This window comes from Amphibacillus sp. Q70 (assembly GCF_052055485.1).
Classification (GTDB): domain Bacteria; phylum Bacillota; class Bacilli; order Bacillales; family Amphibacillaceae; genus Amphibacillus.
This window is the reverse complement of record NZ_CP197171.1, coordinates 3,620,319-3,638,998: the sequence shown is the minus strand read 5'-3', so window position 1 is coordinate 3,638,998 and position 18,680 is coordinate 3,620,319. Positions and strand designations below refer to the sequence as shown.

Here is an 18,680-nt window from a genome sequence, read left to right as displayed (position 1 = left end):
GGAGCTCAAAAATTATGCAACAACATCCCATTGAAGGTCTAATGTCTGAAACAATGGAACAACTGAAGAACATCATTGATGTCAAGACAATCATTGGTGATCCAATTCAAACACCTGATGGGAGCACGATTATTCCCATCTCAAAAGTAAGTTTCGGTTTTGCAGCAGGGGGGAGTGAATTTCCTGATCAGAAAAATTCTGATCAAGAACAAAATAATAATGAAGAATCTACTCTGCCTTTCGGGGGAGGAAGTGGCGGCGGTGTTTCTATTATCCCAATCGCCTTTTTGGTTACCCATAAGCAAGGAAATGAGATCATACATTTACGTGACCAAAATCATTTATATGATAAACTTATTGAAGTTGCCCCACAAGCAGTCGAAAAGATTAAAGAGATGTTAGAGCAAAAAAAACCTGACCATGATAATTAAATTTGATAAGGCTTCAGAATCATCGTTTAGAAAACGATTGAGTCAAAGCCTTTTTTTATTTTTGGAAAGGTTAATCAAGACGTTTCATTTCGTCTATGCTATACTATAGTATTGGATAAGGAGGAGGATAAATTTGATCGAACATCATTTTAGGCAATTAGATCAATTAGTCGAGGAACAAGATAGACAGGTCGAAGGAAATTATCTAGATGCATTAATTGATATTCTAAATGTAATATGGGCTGAAGAGGACACTGAAAAAGAAACAGATACAAATCATCCTTTGATAGAAAAAATAAAACAGTTAAAGTTTGAAACTTTAGCTAAAGATCAAATTAGAAAAGTAATTGAATTAGCCATCCTCAAGGGGTTAAAGGGTGCTGTACAAAGTCAACATGTCATTACCCCTGATACGATTGCCAGTTATATGACCTACATAATTGAAAAAATCTTTCATGGACAGGAAGAAATTAGGGTTTTCGATCTAGTGTCTGGTTCAGGTAATCTTTTAACAGCTATCATGAATCAATTAAACAAGCCGGTTCAGGCATATGGAAGTGAAGTAGATCCAACTTTAGTTGAACTCAGTGTATTAAGTGCCAATTTACAAAAAAATCAAATTGATTTTTTCCATCAGGATAGTTTACAACCCTTCTTGCTAGACCCCGTTGATTTAATGATTGCTGATCTACCAGTAGGATACTATCCAGATGATGAACGGGCAAAATCATTTCAAGTTCATGTCAAAGATGAACATTCTTATGCTCACCATTTGTTAATTGAGCAAGGTTTAAACTATACAAAGGAAGCTGGATTTTTGATATTTGTCATTCCAAATACATTATTCAGCAGTGATCAAGCCTCAAAGTTGTATACCCTAATTCATGAGACAGCGCATGTAGTTGCCTTATTACAATTACCTGCTTCTATTTTCAAATCTAAGCAAAACGCAAAAAGTTTGCTTGTCTTACAGAAAAAAGGTCAAAAAACCAAAGCACCAAAAGAAGCTTTATTAGCAAAGTTGCCATCTTTTAAGGATATCAAGGCAACAGAAAATATTGTTAGCAAGATGAATCGTTGGTTTGAGCAATCAGGGTATTAATTATTTAACCATGATAAATACCACAAATAGTTGTGACGATCTAGTTGCAATTTATGTCGATTGTTCGTTAATATAGAAGGGGTATTATAAATTAACTAAATAGGGAATTGAAAGGATTGAATTATTTTGAGTAAAGTTATATCTATTAACGCTGGAAGTTCATCATTGAAATTTCAATTGATTGAAATGCCAGAAGAAAAGGTTTTAGCCAAAGGGTTAGTTGAAAGAATCGGAATCGATGATTCTATTTTTAGCTTAAAGTATGGTGATCAAGAAGATAAAATAACCACTGATATTCCGAACCACGAAAGAGCAGTTGAACTATTATTGGAGCGGCTTCAAGCTTCTGGTGTAATCAAATCACTTGAAGAAATTGATGGTGTGGGTCACCGAGTCGTTCATGGTGGAGAACGGTTTAGTGACTCAGTTCTTGTTACAGATGAAGTCATCACTGAGATTGAAAAAGTATCTGAGCTAGCTCCATTGCATAACCCAGCCAATTTAACGGGTATTAAAGCATTTCAAGAAATTTTACCAAATGTACCTGCAGTTGCTGTGTTTGATACGGCATTTCATCAGTCAATGCCACCTGAATCTTATTTGTACAGCTTGCCGTATGAGTATTATGAGGATTTTGGTATTCGTAAATATGGTTTTCATGGAACAAGTCATAAATATGTTTCAGAGCGTGCAGCTGAAATTTTAAATCAGCCTTTAAATAAACTGCGTTTAATTACTTGCCATATTGGTAATGGTGCTAGTGTTGCTGCGGTTGAAAACGGAAAGTCTATTGATACAACAATGGGCTTCACTCCACTGGAAGGGGTAACGATGGGAACTCGTTCAGGAAGTCTTGATCCAGCTCTAATTCCATATATTATGGACAAAACAGGAAAAGATGTGAATGAAGTTCTTCATGTGTTAAATAAAGAAAGTGGGATGTTAGCTTTATCAGGTTTTTCTAGTGATTTACGTGATATTGAGGAAAAAGCAAGCCAAGGTGACGAACGTGCAGGACTAGCATTAAAGATTTTTGCTGATCGTATCCATCAGTATATTGGTTCATATGCCTCAAAAATGAGTGGTGTAGACGCGATTATCTTTACAGCTGGTATTGGTGAAAATAGTTCAACTGTAAGAGAACGGGTTTTAAGTGGATTAGAATTTATGGGTGTTTATTGGGATCCTGTTCTAAATGAAACTCGAGGACAAGAGGCAAAAATAAATTATCCACATTCACCTGTAAAAGTTCTTGTGATTCCTACTAACGAAGAAGTTATGATTGCTCGTGACGTAGCTCGACTAGCTTTATAATTGAACTACTCCACCTTGGTTTCTAAGCCTGAAGCTGGAGATTCCTGCGAACACCAGTGCAACCATCAGTTATTTTAGCAGGCTCTATCCATAGTCCCTACGGTGAACGTTTAACTGCTTTATACGCCTGAGGCATCACACACCCTACTTTAGCTTGGTTTTCGCAACTTCGGTATGTGTGGACCGGGTCGTACTTGGATATTTTACGTGACAAAGCATTTCTTGTCACAACCCTATATATCCAGTTTTCAAAGAACATTTCGTATAGGGATATCATACCCTGCGAACAGGAGTTCTCTTATAAAGAAAAGACAGTTCATATTCACCCTAATTTACGCTTGAGGATGGAGTCTTCTTGACCAAAATGATAAAAATTAAATTACGAATGACAAACGTAAATAAAAACAGTACGAAAGCAGATTAAAGGTTGATTTGCTTTCGTACTGTTTATTTATCTTTCGATGTTAATGTCTTTGGAAATTAGCTAGTTTTTTAAAATGATTATTCCTCAGTTTCTTTTTCATCATCATTTTCTTCAGACCGGACGACTAAGACATCACAAGGAGCATAGCGGACAATGTTTTCAGATACACTACCGATTAGAAAACGCTCAACAGCATTTAGCCCTGTTGCCCCACACATAATTAAGTCAGCATTAAAAGACTTAGCTACATATTTAGGTATTCTTACTTTCGGTGAACCATAGTCGATATGTGTTTCGACATTTTTCACGCCTGCCTTTTCTGCTTGTGTTTTGTAGTCATTAAGTAATTTACTTGCATACGTTTCTGAACGATTGATCATTGATTGATCATATGTTTCGGCAGTTGATATGGTTTTAGTATCAACGACATGTGCAATGATGAGATCAGCATTATTACGCTTACAAACTTGTACAGATCGTTTAAAAGCTTTTAAAGAAGCTTGTGATCCATCAATAGCGACAACAACACGGTTATAAACTTCTGCTGGCATCTCTACCACTCCCTTACTGTTTATATCATAATATACCACTAAAATAATACTTGTAAACCTTGTTTGTTATTAGTATATGAGTTTTCTACTCAATATAGAAGATCGGCTCAGGTAAATTTAAATAGGCTGAAATTGATACTTCGATTGAAAAACTGTATAATAACACTAACCGAAAAGAACATAGTACAGATTAGAAGGAAAGGTGACGAGCTTGGCCACTAAACATGAACAAATATTGAAACATATTGAAACATTAAAGGTTGGTAGCAAGATTTCTGTTAGACAGACTGCAAAAGATTTAAGTGTAAGTGAAGGTACAGCCTATCGAGCAATCAAAGAAGCAGAAAATCAAGGCTTAGTTAGCACAATTGAACGTGTTGGCACCATTAGAATTGAACAAAAAAGAAAAGAAAACTTTGAACACCTCACTTTTGCAGAAATTATCGGAATTGTTGATGGACAAGTTCTAGGCGGTCGAGAAGGTTTGCACAAAACCTTGCATAAGTTTTTGATTGGTGCGATGCAAAAAGATGCTATGTTTCGCTATTTAGAAAAGGATTCATTGTTGATTATTGGTAATAGAACAGAAGCACAACAACTTGCATTAGAAGAAGGTGCAGCTGTTTTGATCACAGGTGGCTTTGATACGGATGATCACATTAAACGATTAGCAGACGAATTAAAATTACCCATTATTTCAACCAGTTACGATACTTTTACTGTGGCAACGATGATTAATAGAGCAATTTATGATCAACTAATCAAGAAGGAAATCGTCCTAGTCGGAGATATTTATACTTCATTTGAAAAGACCCATTATTTGCATCGGACAGATAACTTAGCCAAGTGGTATCAATTAAATGAAGAAACGACACATACACGCTATCCAGTAGTTGATGACCAAAAACGTGTGGTAGGAATTGTTACTTCAAAAGATGTGATTGGAAAAGGTCAGGATACGATGGTAGAAAAAGTAATGACTAAAGCACCAATGACTGTTCTTAAAGAAACCTCCCTTGCTTACGCGGCTCATATGATGATTTGGGAAGCGATTGAATTAGTCCCTGTTGTTGGACAAAACCATCATTTGATCGGTCTCATATCTAGGCAAGATGTATTAAAGGCACTTCAACATGTTCAACGACAGCCACAAGTGGGAGAGACGATTGATGATGTGGTCACAAGTGGCTTAACAATGCAGCAGGAAGGTTCATCATTTATTTTCAAATCACAAATCACCCCACAAATGACAAATTCATTAGGAACTTTATCTAATGGTGTCTTTATTTCATTTATTACAGAAGTAAGTAGCCGGGTTATGGCTCATATGAAAAAAGGGGATTTAGTTGCTGAAAATATTTCTGTCTATTTCATTAAGCCTGTTCAAATTGAGAATACAATCGATCTTATTCCAAAGGTTCTTGAAATTGGAAGGAAATCAGTCAAAATCGATATAGAAGTTTATCATGAAAAAGAAATTGTTGGCAAGGCTGTTTTAATTGGGCAGCTAATTGATCGTTATTAAAAAGAGAGGAAGATACTAAAACGAATGGATACTTTAGATTTAATTTTTGAAAAAATAAGTTCATATCATCGTATTATTATCCATCGTCATGTTAGACCAGATTTAGATGCTTATGGGTCACAAATGGGTTTAGCGAAATGGATCAGATTTAATTTCCCAGATAAAGAAGTTTATTGTGTTGGAGAAAATGATGATACCCTTAGTTATTTAGCCACAATGGATGTTATTGAGGATCAAAGTTACTCGGATGCTTTAGTTATCATCTGTGATACTGCCAATAGTCCACGTATTGATGATCAGCGCTATGCGACTGGGAAAGAAATTATTAAAATTGACCACCATCCAATTGTTGAACAGTATGGCGAGTTAAACTGGGTTGATACAGAAGCAAGCTCAACCTGTGAGATGATCTATATGTTTATTTCACATGCTGCAAACTTAGGTTCAGAAATGACTACTGAGGTGGCTCGCTTACTTTATGCAGGGATTGTTGGTGATACAGGGCGCTTTCTATATCCAAATACAACTGCTAAAACATTTGCTATCGCTTCAAAGCTTGTCAAATATCCATTTGATCGAACAGAAATTTATCAAAATATGTATAATCTTGAGCTTCCACTTGCAAAATTGAAAGGGTATTTACTCAATCAGCTTTCAATTGATGAAGCGGGAGTTTGTACGGTCAAGCTTACGAAGGAAATTCTAAATGAATATCAAGTGACAGTCGATCAAACAAGTGCACTTGTCCATATTTATGGAGATATTAAAGACATTAATTGTTGGGCCATGTTTGTTGAAGAGGACGAACAAATTCGTGTTCGAATACGCTCTAAGCAGGTCAAGATTAATGAAGTGGCTGAACAATTTAATGGTGGAGGGCATCCCTTAGCTTCTGGTGCAACTGTTTATAGCTGGGATGAAGCTGATCAGCTAACCCTAGCTTTAAAAAGGGTTTGTCAATCTGAATAGATGTTGTTCAATAGTCCGATATAAATGAGATTTTTAGGTTAGAAGATGTTCTTGTTCTACTAAAACACTCGCGTTTTGGGATTAACCATAAATGCTTGTTACGCTGAAAGCATTTGTAGATAAGAAAGAAGCCATCACATCCTTGTGCGATTTTTTTGTTATCATAGCCGGAAAAACACTTATATAGTATCTAGCGGAATAAAATATAAACGGGTTTTATCTAGCGGCTAATATTCGACTCCGATAAAACCCGTTTATTTTTTATCGAGTCATTTTTACTGGTAACACCTATACTTGAATCAATGGAAGGGAGGGGAGGAAATGCAAAGCAAGATGAATGAGGCATTACAATATATTGAGGAGAACTTGGGTTTGGGAATCGATGAGAAGAAAATAGAAAAAATTGTCGGTACATCGATTTATCATTTTCGGCGAATGTTTTCTTTCTTGTCTGGGATGACTTTGACAGTTTATATTCGTAATCGAAAGCTTTCAAATGCAATGTTTGATTTATTGCGAGAGGATGTCAATGTGACTGATACTGCTTTTAAATATGGTTACAGTTCTGTTGATGGTTTTTCTCGGGCATTTCGTGAATGGGCTGGATTTAACCCTTCTGAAGTAAAAAAGCAGAATAAGAAGTGTCTTAAAACATTTCCTAAACTCACCTTTCAATTGACGGTTCAAGGAGGAGTAGAAATGAATTATCAAATTGTTGAAAAAGAAGCATTTAAAATTATTGGTGTCAGTAAAAAGGTCCCCATTCAATTTGAAGGAGTTAATCCAGCAATTGAACAATTGGCGAATAGTATCACAGAGCAACAGAAAGAGAAGATGCAACAACATGCTAACATAGAGCCCAAGCAAGTCATTAATGCATCCTATCATTTTGACGAGGGAAGAAGACATGAGGAAGGATATTTAGATCATATGATTGGTGTGTTGACGGATGAAGGAGGTCCTTTTAAAGGATTGGATGTGCTTGAGGTGCCTGATCATACTTGGGCTATTTTCTCATCACAAGGGACGTTCCCTAAAGCGATGCAGGAAACATGGGCGAAAATAGCAGCCGAATGGCTCCCTTCCTCAGATTATGAGTTAGTGGAAGCACCTGAAATTTCTTTTGTAGAAGATTATAGCCATCTTGATCATGTTTATAGTGAAATTTGGATTGCTGTGAAGAAAAAGAATGAGAAGTCAATTTGGAAATGAAAAATCGAGTGCCACTTATGGTAACTCGATTTTTTTATCAAATACTCGTGACTTCAGTCGTGAGAGGTTCATATGAGCAGGTTTAGTGATTTTAGATTGCACACTGCTAGAAGGTGCGAATAAGCAGAAGGATTGAGTTGGTAAATGTGAGCCTGAAATTGTTCCACGCTTATTCATTGATTTCATAAAATATTTCAATTCATGGACTCATTATATGACTCCACTAAATCAGATAGACACAAAAAAGAAGAAAGTACACCATGTACCTTCTCCCTCTATCTTACAATGATTGTGATGCTTTAATAATAGCTGCGATGTTAGCTGATACAGCTTTCAAATTCTTGTACCCATTTTCTAATGCTGTTTCTAATGAAGTAAATTCTGGAATGATACTAAACGTTGCAATAATTCCTTCATCATAAATAGACTCATATCCTTCATTTAAGCACCCTGCTAAAGCAATGGTAGGAATATCATATTGTTTCGCAACACGAGACACAGCTATCGGTGTTTTACCAAATTGTGTCTGGTGGTTAATACCACCTTCACCAGTAATCACAAGATCCGCATCTTTTATTGCCTCATTCACTTCCAGCATCTCAACTAGTAAATCTCCACCTCTTTGAAGCTCAGCATTTAAGAAACCTAAAAGCCCTCCGCCTAATCCACCAGCAGCACCAGCCCCTGGAAGCGTGTCGATATCTTTTCCGAGTTGTTCTTTAACAAGATCCGCAAAGTGAAGTAAATTTTGATCCAGTTGTTCAATAATCTCTGGAGTTCCGCCTTTTTGTGGACCATATATATGAGACGCCCCATTTAAACCTGTTAATGGATTATCAACATCACATGCTACTTTGAAAGACACGTCTTTGATACGAGGATGCATACCTGAGACATCGATAAAATGTAAATCTTTAAGTCCTTCTCCAGTAGGTTTGATTGGTTTTTTATCTACATCTAAGAGCTTTCCGCCTAGACTCATAATCATTCCAGCACCACCGTCATTGGTTGCACTACCACCAATACCTAAAAGGACTTCCTCAACTCCTTCGTTCAGTGCATCTTTTATTAATTCACCGAATCCATATGTTGTTGTTTTTAATGGATTTCGTTTACTTAGTTCAACTTTATCTAATCCCGAAGAAGCAGCCATTTCAATAACTGCAATTTTCTTATCTCCAGACAAGCCATAAAATGCTGCTAGTGATTCTCCAAGAGGACCAGTCACAGTCAATGTTTTCAACTCTCCACCTGTAGCATCAATAATGGATTGTACGGTACCTTCTCCACCATCCGCCATTGGAATTTTTACATATTTTTCATTTGGTAAGATCTTTTTAAATCCTTCTTCAATAGCTGTTGCTGCTTTAAGCGCAGTCATACTCTCTTTAAATGAATCGGGAGCGATTACAATTTTCATACTTACATCCTTCCTACCTATTAATCAAATGTGTTATCCGAGTACCCCAAAAATAATAACTGAAATGATGGTGATAACTAAACCGACTAGAGTTTCATAAGGAATAACTTTCAATCTGTCTTTAAAATTCATTTGAACACTTCCACCTGTTGCATGATAAAAACTTCCATGTGGTAAGTGATCCAATACTGTTGCACCAGCATGTATCATAGCCGCACCAGAGATTGCTGTAATACCAGATTCCATTATTGTTGTGCTAAATACGGAACTGGCTACAATTGAGCCTGAAGTTGTAGAAGCTGTTGCAGCTGACATCATGATACCTGATAAAGGTGCTAATAAATAAATAGGCAATCCTATATCTGAAATAAAGTTAATTAACACATCACCTAATGTTGAGTTTGAAATAATCCCAGCGATTAAACCAGTACCGATTAACAAGACAGCAACATTTGACATTTTGCTTAAGCCAAATGAGGCTTGATCAATAATGCCTTTAAATTTACCCATAATTAATGACCCAGCCATTCCGCCTAATGGTAAAGCAATCATTGGATCAATAACGATATCAAATAAAGGTCTTAGTGAAAGTAAAATAACAGCAACGACGGGTCCAGATAATGCTTTGATAAAGCTTGGCAATTCTATATCAGATGTTTCATCACTATCAATATCATCTAGTGTAACGGCTACACCTTTGTTAGTTAAGCGTTTCGCTAAGAAATACGTTACAAACAAAGCGACAATTCCTGGAATCACACCAGCCAACATAACAGATGTCAAAGGTGTTTCAAAAGCATCTGAAATAGCGATTGTGTTAGGATTTGGAGACATGATATTTCCTGCTTTTCCTCCACCAATCATAGCTAATAAAATAGATGTTTTGCTGATATTAGTATTTTTAGCAATAATCAATGCGATGGGTGCAACTGTTATAACAGAAATATCAATAAAAACTCCAACAGTAGTTAAAATTAATGTGGCTAAAGCCAATGCAAATAATGCCCTAGTCTCTCCTATTTTACTAATAATGGTCCGAGCAATCGACTCAGCTGCCCCGGTTTCAATTAATACTCCAGCCAAAATACCTGCAGCTAAAATTCTTAAAATAGCTGTCATCATTCCTTGAGCTCCACCAATCATCAATTCGATGGTCTCAGCCAAACTCGCCCCACCAATTAATCCCCCAGCCAATGCACCTATTAAAAGACCATATACCGGTGGTGTCTTAATAAAGATTAAAATAATAGCAATAATTAAGCCAATAATTGCACCTAAAGCGGTTACTTGTATATCCAATTGTGATCCTCCTCTAATATTATTTGTCTCAATTTTACTAAATGATGAATGCGCTTACTACACTCTAAGGACTAATCATTTTGGGATTGTTTTTAGTCTGTAGAACAAATACAATGGTATTATGTTAAGAAATGCACAAGAAGGAGACTTAAAATTGGAAATATCAGATTCAATTGCTCAAGAAATTGTTTTACAAATGAAGATTGTTTTAGCTCAGGAAATTAATTTTATGAATAGCGAAGCCATTATCATAGCTAGTACTGATCCATCTCGAATTGGGAGCTTTCACGGTGGCGCTGAAACAGCGATCAAAAGCAAGCAGCCAGTTGTCATTGAAGATGACAACCAATACACGGGCAGTAAAAAAGGCATTAATATGCCCATTACTTTTGAAAAAGAAGTCATTGGGGTTATTGGAATTACAGGTGAAAAAGAGAAAGTAATGAAGAATGGTGAAATAATTAAGAAAATGACTGAAATACTCATTAAAGAGGACTTTTTAAAAGACTTTACTTTACAGAAGCGAAATCAATCCCGGTATATAATAGAAAAATTACTAACATTTGATTATTCGATTATGTCTTCTGATAATAATGAGATCTTTAATTACAATTACACGCAGCCACATATTTCAGCTGTGGGACAATTAGAAAATTTAACACAAGTCTATTATGAAGAAATATATCGAATATTAGATCAAGAATTTTTAGTTACTCCTGAATATAAATATATGATTTTGAATAAGCAACTTTATTTATTTGTTCAAAATGATAATTATGAATCAGTCAAACGATCGCTAGAATTGTTAACACATAAAATTAGTCGGACCATTGGACAACCCTATTTTTGGGGTATGGGTCCTATTAGTCAATCTGAAAAAGAAGCCAAAGATTCATTTCAATGTGCTTTAAAAGCTTTAGCTTGGAATGTGTCGTATGAAAAACAGCCCATACTTGAATATAACAATATGGATATCGGACTTCTATGCTCATGTTTGTCTAATAGTAGTAGAAAAACGTTCAGTGATAAAATTTTAACGGGTATTCCCGATTCTGATTATAACGAATTAAAGGAAGTACTGTTTATCTACGGGGAAACGAATAAGAGTCTGTCCAAAAGTGCTGCCAAATTATTTATCCATAAAAATTCGTTTCAATATAAACTAAATAAAATATACAAGTATACAGGGTATGATCCAAAAGTATTGAACGATTATGTGTTATTGTATTTAGCATTCATGTTAAGCGATAAAAGATAAGTGTCATTATTTTTAATCTACTCTGCATAGTAGCGCTCACCGTAAAATGGGGTGAGCCAGATTTTTCTTCTTGAAGGATATGATCAAGCATTATCAGAAGAGGAAAAGGCAAAGTTTGAACCTAAAAAAAAAGAGTTACAAAGTCAAAGGAGAACATGAACAATGGATAAAGGAGCAAGGCTAAATGGAAATAAGCATCTTATAAATATTAAAAGATTAAGTGAAAATAGGCATACCACAATACCTATTTAGCGTTTGATATCGAGTTCAATGTGAATTTCACTACGTTCATTAATGAATAAATGTTTAACTGTTGCTTGATATGATAAATCATTAATTTCATAGGTTTTGTTTTCAACCATTTTTATTAATAAAGGGTAATGTTCAGTAAAAGTATTTACTTCTTTTCCTAAAATATCACTCACTTCATTTTTGATCAATTCTTCAAGTTCATGTAAGCTGAAGCGATCTAACCTGAATGCTTCTGCATTTATAATCACAATATCAACTGAATGAATGAGTAACTTTTGCTGATATTTATCATTTAAATCAGACATATTTTCTTCTAATGTCCGATAGGCAAGTTCCAGTTCTTGCTTTTCTGTACGTAATTGTAAGTTTTCTTCAATTCGTTTTTCCATTAATTGACCAAACATATAGATGAAGACAAAGTAACTGAGAATACCCCCAATAAAGATTCCGACGAAAAGCCGTTGCCAATTTTTATTTTTATAAAAGGGTGGGAAATGCATTAACTTATCTCCTCTTGGATAAACCATTCTATAATGAGTAGGGCGACTTGTACGCCTCCCATGGCAGTTATGATTATCAAAATTTGTTTAACAATATCAATTGTTGACCCTTCCATGATACCGCGTTCGAAATTAGAAATAACGTCAAATGTCCCCCCGATTGCGGCAACAATAGCCCAGATACGAAGGCTTTTTGCTATCCGTCCCATTGAGGTTAAAGGGGGTTCACCACTTGCGAATGCCCCGATACTTCCGATAAAGGCACCGCCGATAATAACACCTAAAGCGAGAAAAAAACATTGGATCATCGTAGCAAAAAAACGTTCCTCCATTATTTTTACTCCTTTTCGTTAGAAAAACTCGCATTCGCTCGTTTCCTTGAGTGAATATTTTCATTTTATTAATACTTGATACCTTGAATTCAATTTTTTGTTATGGTTTTCTGTAAGATTGTGTATATGATTACTTGTCCTAGCAAAAGCATCTGGGACTCAGAATAAGAAAAACACTTATTCTTGCGATGTAAATGCTCCGTAGCTTTCCTTAGTTCGGTTACTCGTCCCACCGAAGAGACTTGGGACTGGGGCTGTGATTACTCGCCCCACCGAAGCCATTTGCGGGTTACTCGTCCCACCGAAGAGACTTGTGCGTCGAAAAATTCCCACTGATTGAAGTTTCGCTTTATAAATACGCCATTTACTTAAACCCTTTGGGAGCCAAAAATGACGACCTCTAATATAAGTTTCTCTTTATGTTAATCTATGATCTGATTAGCTGGTCTATGTTTTATTTTTCAAATCGTTGAATAATCAGCTATAATATAAGTAGTCGGTTATTATGGAAGGAGGCATGTAGATTGTCGTTTGTTCATTTGCAAGTTAAAAGTGGTTATACATTTATGAATAGTACAATAAAAATTGATCAACTAATTAAAAAGGCCAAACGAGATGGCATGACTGCTGTTGCTTTAACAGATCGTAATGTATTGCATGGCGCTATTGAATTTTATCAAGCCTGTCGGGCAGAGAATATAACACCAATAATTGGGATGGAGACGACAGTCGAAGTTAATGATCAACTAAACCAAATTATTGTGTTGGCCAAGAGTAGCAAGGGCTATCGATCGTTAATGAACATGAGCTCTATTATTCAAACATCGGAACAACCGAAAATAACATTGCCTCAGTTTACTGAGCATATATTTGATTGTATGGTTATCTTACCTCTACAGACAACAAGTTTAAGTGAATATGTCAAGAATAAAGATTTGGATGCACTTACTGAATTTGTTGATCTTTGGCCAGTTAAGCCAATGATTGGTTTAACACGATTTGAACTTGATACTTTAGATATATGTAAAGAGCTTTCTTTCTCATTTGTAGGCTTGGGAGATGTTCATTATTTAGAGCAAACAGATCAGCAGGCTTATTTCTATTTGCGTGCTATTGATAAAAAGAGTAAAACAGAGGGGAACGAAGACCAACACTATCGCCACTTTTTTACCCAAGAAGAAGCTTTAGCTTACTTTAAAGACTATCCAGAGCTGATTGATCAAACAGTTAAAGTAGCAAATGAGTGTCAATTGAGTTTAACTTTTGAGCAACAATTATTACCACAATTTCCTTTAGAAGATGGGCAAGAGTCTTCGATATATTTACGGCAATTATGTGAGCAAGCATTAGTTGAAAAGTATCCCAACACTGATCAGGCACAAGTTGAATCCCGTTTAAACTATGAACTATCGATTATTAATCAAATGGGATTTAGTGATTATTTTCTAATTGTTTGGGATTTTGTTCGCTATGCTAAATCTCAAAACATTTTAGTCGGTCCAGGCCGAGGATCTGCTGCTGGTTCATTAGTTGCCTATTTATTAGATATTACGAATATTGACCCGATCAGGTATAATTTACTATTTGAACGTTTTCTTAATCCAGAGCGTATTTCTATGCCTGATATCGATATTGATTTCTCTGATTACCGTAGAAATGAGGTAATCGATTATGTAAAAGAAAAGTATGGTCAGCCATATGTTGCTCAAATTGGCACTTTTGGAACCTTTAAAACGCGTTCGACGATCCGAGAGCTGGCAAAAGTATTTCAGTTATCAAGTGAAGATTTAACTTTTATCTTAAATGAAATTCCTGCGCAAGGTGCAAAATCGATTGTTAAAACCATTAAGAGCTCGCAAGTATTACTGGACTATATTAAACAAAATGAATATTTACAGCGCTTTTTTAGAATAGCTAGCCTTATTGAAGGATTACCAAGAAATATGTCGACACATGCTGCTGGAGTTATTATTCATGATCAAAGATTAGTGGAATTTGTTCCGCTTATCTCAGACTCATCTGGGAATATACTGACACAATATGCGATGAATGATTTAGAGAAGATTGGCTTATTAAAAATGGATTTCTTGGGTTTACGGAATTTAACAACTATTGAACGGATTTTAAAAATGATTGCTCGATATGAGCGTGAAAAAGTAGATTTAAATCAAATTCCATTAAATGATCAAGCTACTTTTGCATTATTTCAAGCAGGAGAAACAAACGGTGTGTTCCAATTTGAATCACAAGGAATGAAAAATGTATTAAAAAACTTAAAACCGACTTCTTTTGAAGATGTTGTTGCTGTTAATGCTCTTTACCGCCCGGGTCCAATGGATTTTATTGAAACGTACATCAAACGGAAAAATGGTCAAGAAAAGGTTTCTTATATACATCAGGACTTAAAACCAATCTTGTCGAAAACTTATGGCGTATTAATTTATCAAGAACAAATTATGCAGCTCGCTCAGCATTTTGCGGGTTTAAGTTTAGGGAAAGCAGATTTATTACGACGAGCGGTTAGCAAGAAAAAACGAACAAATATTGAAGAATTGCAGCAACAATTCATTGATGGCTGTTTAGCTAAAGGTTATTCCAAACAAATTATTGATGAAATTTTTTCTTGGATTCTTCGGTTTGCTAATTATGGCTTTCCACGCAGCCATGCGGTAGCATACAGTATGACAGCTTACCAATTAGCTTATCTTAAAGCTAATTATCCTGTATATTTTTTAACTGAATTATTAAATACAGTGACTGGAGAAAAGGAAAAATTAACTCAATTTATCAAAGAGGCGAAACAGCATCAGATCAAATCACTGCCACCTTCAATTAATAAGAGCTATTACTATTTTCAACCGGAAAATGAACAGATTCGAATGGGTTTATCATCTATTAAAGGGCTTAGCTATCCAGTTGTGAATGAAATTATTCAGGAAAGAAGAAACGGTTCTTTTAAGAACTTATTTGATTTTTGTTTGCGTGTGTCAATGAAAATTGTCAACCGTGCAACTATTGAAACGTTAGCATTAGCTGGAGTGTTCGATGAGTTTGGTGTTGAACGTGCATCGATTTTAGCGTCAATTGATCAAGCCATTGAACAAGGAGAATTGTTTGGGGGGCTTGGCGATCAGAAAAGTTTATTTGGTGATAGCCTAAATTTAGAAGATAACTATCAAAAGGTTGAACCGTTTGATTTATTAGAAAAGCTTAACTTTGAAAAAGACTTACTCGGCTTATATATTTCGGATCATCCGCTTGAAATTAATCGGCGTACTTTAAGGGCAAAAGGTATTATGGACTTGGTATATTTTTATCAAAGCGAGCAAATCAAAGATATAGCATTTGCAGGAGTTATCCAAAATATAAAAACAATTCGAACTAAACGTGGGGACTCAATGGCATTTGTTCGTTTAATTGATGAGAATTTAGAAATAGAGGGCGTTATTTTTCCCGATCTATATCGTGAGGTTAGACCGTGGCTTGAGGAGCAAATGTTTGTGACTATCAAAGGTAAGAAAGAATTACGGCAGGGAAAAGAACAAATGATTGTTCAAGAAGTCTCACCCCTAAATTTAGCAGAGTTATCAACTAACAATAAGCAAGAATTACGTTTATTTATTAAAATTGATTATAGCGAGGATTTAGATTCTGACTTAATCATGATTGAAAAATTAGCTAAGAGTTATCCAGGGCCTATCCCAGTCGTGATTCACCAAGCTGATTTAAATAAAACATCTTTGCTAGCTGAACAATATTATATAGCTAATCAATATCGAGCACTAGAATCGTTAAAAAAACACTTTGGCAAAGACAATGTTGTTTTACAATAATTCATGTTAAACAAACATTCAAAAAGTTCGATGAAAATGACGCATCGAGAATAAAAGTATTTCGGCTAACTACCGATACGTCCCAGAGTCAGGGCAAGATGAGCTTAATCGACGTGATCATTTTCATTCTTTTTTGAAGACGTAATTTAAATATAGGTGGTTATCAGTTTTTTTTAAGTGCAACTGACTGATCGACAAAGCCATCAGGTCTTGGGACTGGGATTCAGAATAAGAAAGACACTTATTCTTGCACGATCAAACAAATAAAAGATTTTATTGACGATCGTCTAAGTCAAACGATGGCATTCGCCATAGAGATTTGGTGATAAGCCAAGTTTTTCTAACCTTGTAAATGTTCCGTAGTTTTCCTTAGTGCGATTACTCGTTCCACCGAAAAGACTTGTGGCATTGTCGGCACTGGCACGTTCTATGCGTCGCCAAACTTTCACTGAATAAAGTTTCACTTTATCAAGTTGATCCGACCTGTATTCATACTAGGTTCAATAGACTGTCTTTTCTAAAAATAAGTTGTTGTTATTTACACCAGGTACTAATTTGATATAATAAAGAGGTTGATTAATCAGATTATCCTTTTCTTGTTAGCAGAAAGTATTAGTCTTTATCAATAATCATTTGAGTAAACTTTGGGTTTTATTTTCACGTGGATTTGCCGACTTCGGTGTTTTTACAAAACTTTTCAGAGAGGCAAATAATCATAATCTTAGTTTCAAACTCAGAACGTGGGGAGTAGCTGAAGATTTTTAAGTGTAGAGATGCCTAATGTTTTCAAACAATATGAATGCTTAGTTGTTTTTCTTAGTGCGGTTACTCGCCCTAAAAAAGTGATATTATTGATTGGCGATTATTTGTTTCAAGGAGAAAAACTGGTAACAAGATTAAGGAAGGCACTTATTTTTGCGAGGTAAATATTTAAGTAATTTTTCTTAGTGTGATCATTCATCTCAGTATAAAGATCAGATGATAAATCTAATTTTATAAAAAAGAAAGGTGCGAATTCGATTGACGACATTAAAAGAGAAAGCTTTAAAAATGCATAAGGATAATGAAGGGAAGTTATCAGTTGAAGCAAAAGTAGCTGTTTCGAATGAAGAGGAGCTTAGTCTCGCTTATTCACCAGGTGTTGCAGAACCCTGTCTTGAAATAGAAGAAGATCAAGATAAAGCCTATCAATACACAATGAAAGGTCATATGGTCGGTATTGTTTCTGATGGATCTGCTGTTCTTGGATTAGGAAATATCGGGGCTCAGGCAGCTTTACCTGTCATGGAAGGGAAAGCAGTTTTATTTAAAAATTTTGCTAATGTTGATGCTTTTCCAATCTGTTTAGATACTCAAAACCCCGATAAAATTATTGAAACTGTACAGTTGCTTGCACCGAATTTTGGTGGTATAAATCTAGAGGATATTGCTGCTCCTAATTGCTTTGTTATTGAACAAAAGCTGAAGCAATTATTAGATATTCCTGTTTTTCATGATGATCAACATGGAACGGCAATTGTCACAGCAGCAGGTTTAGTCAATGCCCTTAAACTGATTGATAAAGATATCTCTTCAATTAAGATTGTGGTTAATGGTGCAGGTGCTGCTGGAATTGCAATTGTAAAATTACTAACTCATTTTGGTGTTGAGGATATCATTTTATGCGACTCCCGTGGTGCCATTTATCAAGGACGAGATGAGGGAATGAACCCAGTAAAAGAGGAAATTGCCACAGTGACTAATAAAAATAAAGTCAAAGGCGATTTAAGAACAATTATAACTGAGGCAGATGTATTCATTGGTGTTTCCTTGGCTAATTTAGTTGATCAAGCAATGGTGCGTTCAATGAATCAAGATCCCATTATTTTTGCAATGGCAAATCCTAATCCGGAAATTACTCCAGAGGATGCCATCGAAGCAGGGGCTAGAATCATAGGTACAGGTCGATCTGACTATCCAAATCAAATCAATAATGTACTAGCCTTTCCAGGGATATTTAAAGGTGCACTATCGGTAAAAGCAACAGAGATTAATGAACAGATGAAAATTGCTGCCGTTCATGCGATTGCCGAACTTATTGCTGAAGAGGATTTAACAGAATCATATGTTATACCTAATCCTTTTGATGATCGAGTAGCCGAAGCAGTATCCAAAGCTGTAGCGAAGGCTGCTCAAGAATCTGGTGTTGCTTCAAATTCATAATGATAATAAATATATAGTTGATTAAAAAGAGAAGCGATCTAGACAAGGAGGACTCA

General features: G+C 35.6%; 14 protein-coding genes. 9 read left to right on the top strand and 5 right to left on the bottom strand.

What is annotated here, in order from left to right; translation table 11 throughout:
- The first annotated feature begins 14 nt into the window (after positions 1-14).
- The 3 genes from ytfJ to ACS127_RS16470 all read left to right on the top strand — a co-directional run bounded on the left by ytfJ (position 15) and on the right by ACS127_RS16470 (position 2,847).
- Positions 15-431: a GerW family sporulation protein gene (ytfJ, locus tag ACS127_RS16480; protein WP_440896106.1), complete on the top strand. Its 417-nt coding sequence runs from the start codon at positions 15-17 to the stop codon at positions 429-431.
- 133 nt (positions 432-564) lie between these two features.
- The gene (locus tag ACS127_RS16475; RefSeq protein ID WP_440896105.1) at positions 565-1,533 is read left to right on the top strand and encodes a class I SAM-dependent methyltransferase; all 969 of its coding nucleotides are present in this window, start codon (positions 565-567) and stop codon (positions 1,531-1,533) included.
- A gap of 126 nt (positions 1,534-1,659) precedes the next feature.
- Positions 1,660-2,847 carry an acetate kinase gene (locus ACS127_RS16470; protein ID WP_440896104.1) on the top strand — a complete coding sequence of 396 codons (1,188 nt, stop codon included), beginning with the start codon at positions 1,660-1,662 and terminating at the stop codon, positions 2,845-2,847.
- 501 nt (positions 2,848-3,348) lie between these two features.
- Here ACS127_RS16470 and ACS127_RS16465 read toward each other — a convergent pair.
- Positions 3,349-3,822, bottom strand: coding sequence for a universal stress protein (locus ACS127_RS16465; RefSeq protein WP_440896103.1), 474 nt, complete (start codon positions 3,820-3,822; stop codon positions 3,349-3,351).
- Positions 3,823-4,033: 211 nt separating this feature from the next.
- On the opposite strand from ACS127_RS16465, the gene ACS127_RS16460 reads away from it, so the two are divergent.
- The 3 genes from ACS127_RS16460 (at position 4,034) to ACS127_RS16450 (ending at position 7,528) form a co-directional block, all read left to right on the top strand.
- Positions 4,034-5,347, top strand: coding sequence for a DRTGG domain-containing protein (locus tag ACS127_RS16460; protein WP_440896102.1), 1,314 nt, complete (start codon positions 4,034-4,036; stop codon positions 5,345-5,347).
- 24 nt (positions 5,348-5,371) lie between these two features.
- Positions 5,372-6,316 carry a DHH family phosphoesterase gene (locus ACS127_RS16455; protein WP_440896101.1) on the top strand — a complete coding sequence of 315 codons (945 nt, stop codon included), beginning with the start codon at positions 5,372-5,374 and terminating at the stop codon, positions 6,314-6,316.
- Positions 6,317-6,637: 321 nt separating this feature from the next.
- Complete coding sequence (locus tag ACS127_RS16450; protein WP_440896100.1) at positions 6,638-7,528, top strand: AraC family transcriptional regulator; 891 nt, start codon at positions 6,638-6,640, stop codon at positions 7,526-7,528.
- 280 nt (positions 7,529-7,808) lie between these two features.
- Here ACS127_RS16450 and ACS127_RS16445 read toward each other — a convergent pair whose 3' ends face one another.
- Together ACS127_RS16445 and ACS127_RS16440 are read right to left on the bottom strand one after the other, a co-directional pair.
- A complete protein-coding gene (locus tag ACS127_RS16445) occupies positions 7,809-8,948 on the bottom strand; it encodes a glycerate kinase (RefSeq protein ID WP_440896099.1) in 1,140 nt (379 codons plus the stop codon).
- 33 nt (positions 8,949-8,981) lie between these two features.
- Positions 8,982-10,247, bottom strand: a complete 1,266-nt coding sequence (locus ACS127_RS16440; protein ID WP_440896098.1) for a GntP family permease — start codon at positions 10,245-10,247, stop codon at positions 8,982-8,984.
- A 121-nt stretch (positions 10,248-10,368) separates the two neighbouring features.
- Here ACS127_RS16440 and ACS127_RS16435 point away from each other — a divergent pair, with 121 nt between their 5' ends.
- Positions 10,369-11,505 (top strand): CdaR family transcriptional regulator, encoded by a 1,137-nt coding sequence (locus tag ACS127_RS16435; RefSeq protein ID WP_440896097.1) that lies wholly within the window; start codon positions 10,369-10,371, stop codon positions 11,503-11,505.
- Positions 11,506-11,753: 248 nt separating this feature from the next.
- Here ACS127_RS16435 and ytrI read toward each other — a convergent pair whose 3' ends face one another.
- Positions 11,754-12,257, bottom strand: coding sequence for a sporulation membrane protein YtrI (gene ytrI, locus ACS127_RS16430; protein WP_440896096.1), 504 nt, complete (start codon positions 12,255-12,257; stop codon positions 11,754-11,756).
- Positions 12,257-12,589: a YtrH family sporulation protein gene (locus ACS127_RS16425; RefSeq protein ID WP_440896095.1), complete on the bottom strand. Its 333-nt coding sequence runs from the start codon at positions 12,587-12,589 to the stop codon at positions 12,257-12,259. Before ACS127_RS16425 ends, ytrI begins: the two co-directional genes overlap by 1 nt.
- A gap of 524 nt (positions 12,590-13,113) precedes the next feature.
- On the opposite strand from ACS127_RS16425, the gene dnaE reads away from it, so the two are divergent.
- Complete coding sequence (gene dnaE, locus ACS127_RS16420; protein ID WP_440896094.1) at positions 13,114-16,422, top strand: DNA polymerase III subunit alpha; 3,309 nt, start codon at positions 13,114-13,116, stop codon at positions 16,420-16,422.
- A gap of 1,050 nt (positions 16,423-17,472) precedes the next feature.
- The gene (locus ACS127_RS16415; protein WP_440898165.1) at positions 17,473-18,624 is read left to right on the top strand and encodes an NAD(P)-dependent malic enzyme; all 1,152 of its coding nucleotides are present in this window, start codon (positions 17,473-17,475) and stop codon (positions 18,622-18,624) included.
- The last annotated feature ends 56 nt before the right edge of the window (positions 18,625-18,680 follow it).